Origin of the sequence: Megasphaera sp. DJF_B143, assembly GCF_900320625.1 — a bacterium.
GTDB lineage: Bacteria > Bacillota > Negativicutes > Veillonellales > Megasphaeraceae > Megasphaera > Megasphaera hexanoica.
In genome coordinates this window covers 1-3030 of sequence record NZ_ONTA01000056.1, presented here as the reverse complement: position 1 = coordinate 3030, position 3030 = coordinate 1, and the positions used below count along the sequence as shown (strand labels likewise).

2 protein-coding genes and 1 pseudogene are annotated in these 3030 nt (G+C 48.7%); 2 read left to right on the top strand and 1 reads right to left on the bottom strand.

Going from position 1 to position 3030, the window contains the following annotated elements:
- Window positions 1-243: pseudogene (locus DBO31_RS01610) on the bottom strand (TonB-dependent receptor); the annotation flags it as partial.
- 209 nt (window positions 244-452) lie between these two features.
- Here DBO31_RS01610 and DBO31_RS01605 point away from each other — a divergent pair.
- Window positions 453-1850, top strand: a complete 1398-nt coding sequence (locus DBO31_RS01605) for a metallophosphoesterase family protein (protein ID WP_150824279.1) — start codon at window positions 453-455, stop codon at window positions 1848-1850.
- A 135-nt stretch (window positions 1851-1985) separates the two neighbouring features.
- Entirely contained in the window at window positions 1986-2816 is an 831-nt protein-coding gene (locus tag DBO31_RS01600) for a hypothetical protein (RefSeq protein ID WP_150824278.1), read from the top strand.
- The last annotated feature ends 214 nt before the right edge of the window (window positions 2817-3030 follow it).

The following is a 3030-nucleotide window of genomic DNA, read 5'->3' as shown; positions in this document are numbered from 1 at the left end:
GCCGACGTTGATGGATGGGACATCTTTCAGAATGTCTGACAGGCTGGTGTAGCCCTTTTCCTGGATATCTTTTTTCTGTATGACAATGACTTCTTTTGTATCTTTGAGACGCTCGACTTCCACATAGTCAGGATGGACGTAGGAATCCTGTAATTTAATGGTAGATGGTTCGGCCGCCAGACTGGAACCGCAGGCCAGAAGAACTGAAACTGTCAGCAGTGGTATGTATTGTTTCTTTTTCAAAATAATCCTCCTTATGTATACGAGATTTCACAAACGATTGTGACAATCTTTATCAAGTATACACGCGTAATGTGACAATTTCTACTCCATTCAGACAAAAAGCAATCCATTCCGACATTTTTTTATGCAGACTGTGTCATAACTCTTGCCAGTCCTTCTATTCGTGTTAGAATAGGTCATGCAGTATAAGATAAGAAAGGAACATTGTGATGAAATATAATCATATCATAGCAGGGATACTATCTGTCTTCTGGTGCGCTTCTCTGATGCCGGTTCTGGCGGATACGATTCCTGTCAATAATCTGGTGCAGATAGTGGCCTCCGATTCGGCGACGGCCAAGACTGTGGCCTGGCAGGATGACAGCGGACGCCGTGACTATACCGTTACGTATCGTCAGAAAGGCAGCAGGGAAACAGAAAGGGCCTTTGTCACCAACCCTAAACGCCCGCCTGTATACGATGCGGACTGGGTCCCGCCGTATACGTATGGTGCCTATATGCAGGGACTCCGGCCCGATACGGATTATGAATATGAAATTGCCGATGGGGACGGGGAAAGCGGCTGGTTTCCCTTCCACACGACGACGGAACAGCTCAACCGGTATGAGGTACTCGTCTTCAGTGATACCCAGTCATCAGATTACAGCGTCTGGGGACAGACGGCGCAGTCTGCCTATGAAGCCCATCCCGGAGCCGCTTTTTTTACGGTCGTAGGAGATTTGAGCGATAATGGCCAGTCCTGGTATCAGTGGAAAGAGTGGTACGAAAATACTGATATCCTTACGTCCTATATGCCGATAGCACCGGTCCTGGGGAACCATGAAGCCTATTCTCTGGACTGGAAATTCTGTGAACCCTATACCTATAAGGCGCTGTTTCCCGTACCGTACGGGGCCCCGGAAGGACAGAGCCGCCTGGCCTACTCTTTTGATTATGGCGACGTTCATTACGCAGCTCTTAATACGGATTATGAAGAATTGCACGAGTTATATCCGGACATGATGGAACATGAAGTGACCTGGCTGGATCGGGATCTGGCAGATGCACAGAAACGGGGAAAGAGGCTGGTTGTGCTCATGCACCGGCCGGCAGTAACGGCTACGTACCGGGCTCTTCCCGATATCAATGGGACTTATTTTATGCCTCTCTTTGATAAGTACCATGTGCCACTGGTTTTTACGGCCCATGAACACTGCTATGCCCGTACGGAACCGCTGATAGATGGCAGGCCCGGCGAAGGGGGTACGACATATATTTCAACAGGCCGTGCTGGGACGGAATCGTATACGGATACGGTAAAACGATACTGTGATGCGGCTTATTATAATCCTACGGATCAGCCCATGTATCTGGTATTAGATGTAACCCCGGATTCCTTTGTCGTGACGGCGTATAAGATGGATGGCGCGGTTATCGATACGGCTTCTATCGCGGCTCCATCTCCTTCAGGAAATACGGTGACTGCATCTGCCGGAACATCCAGTGAGAAAAAGAAAGTCCGCAAAGTAGTCAAGAAACCGGCGGAAAATCGGTCGTTACAGAAGAAGAATTCAACTAGAGCCCCCGGCTCTTTACAGAAAGAAAAACCGGAGCGCATACAGAAATAAAGAATGAACGTATCCGGCAACAGGAACGGGAATGTCTGCCATCGTGTGGCGTAAAGTCTATATCCCGTTCCAGCCGGGCTGTCATGTAATCGTGACAATGGTGTAGTATAATTAGGGAACAGGAGGTAGATAATAATGAAAAATAAAACATGTGAATTCTTGGCTGCCGCTGCGGTACTGGCACTGGGATTTGCCAATACTGCCTTCGTTTCCCAGGCCGCCGGTACAGTTTCCGGTAATTGGGACGACCAGCTGGTACGCCAGATGGATCAATTAGAACAACGTATGGATGCAATGGAACGGCGCATGGACCGCGATATGACAGTGCAGCGTCAGTTCTTCAATGACTGGATGGATCATTCTATGGTTATGCCGGATCCCTTTGCCCGTATCTGGCAGGATAAGTTTCAAAGTCTGGAAAATATGCAGACCATGCTTTCCCAGGATGGGAAAGGCAACGGCTCTTCTTCCGGGCTGCAGCTTACCGGGACGGATGGCAGTCTGATGCAGTTCAGTACCTGGGGCAATGGGATTCCGGCCGACACCGATATCAGCTATGCCGTATCCAATCAGACGATTGCCGGCGATGTGACGGCCGATGGAAACAGTTCATTAAAACTGGTGCTGCGGGACAAGACCTATTTTAAAGGAGCACTTAATAAAGACAAAACGGCGCGGGCCGTATCGGTCTCCCTCGATAAAGAAGCTGTGTGGGACGTAACGGGTACGTCTCATGTGACATCTTTTACGGATGAAGATACGACGCTGGCGAACGTTCACAGTAACGGATATGACATTTATTACAATGGTGATATTCCTGATAATGCCTGGCTGAAAAAAGCTGTGCGGGATCTGCCCGGAGGGGGACGGCTTCTTCCGGAAGGACAGAAACTGGGAGGACAGCCGGCAGCTTCTGATGGTAAACCGGAAAAAGCGCCAAAGGCAGATACCGGACATACGATGTAACAGGGCGCGTGCAGGCTCCCAGGCTTGTCATAAAAAACACTATATATTGTATAACCGGAAGGTATTCACTTTCTATACGCCTTCCGGTTTTTCTGTGCGCCCGTATAGCGAGGGAATGGCCCGATATAACAGATGATAAATTGATACTGGACAAGGCTTCCTTATATTGTTTTCACAAAAACCTGTGAAATACCAATTCTTCTATTGGCTTTTC

Excerpts from the sequence above, each read along its gene's own strand:
- DBO31_RS01605 (WP_150824279.1), top strand. The coding sequence starts at position 453 with ATGAAATATAATCATATCATAGCAGGGATACTATCTGTCTTCTGGTGC.
- DBO31_RS01600 (WP_150824278.1), top strand. The coding sequence starts at position 1,986 with ATGAAAAATAAAACATGTGAATTCTTGGCTGCCGCTGCGGTACTGGCA.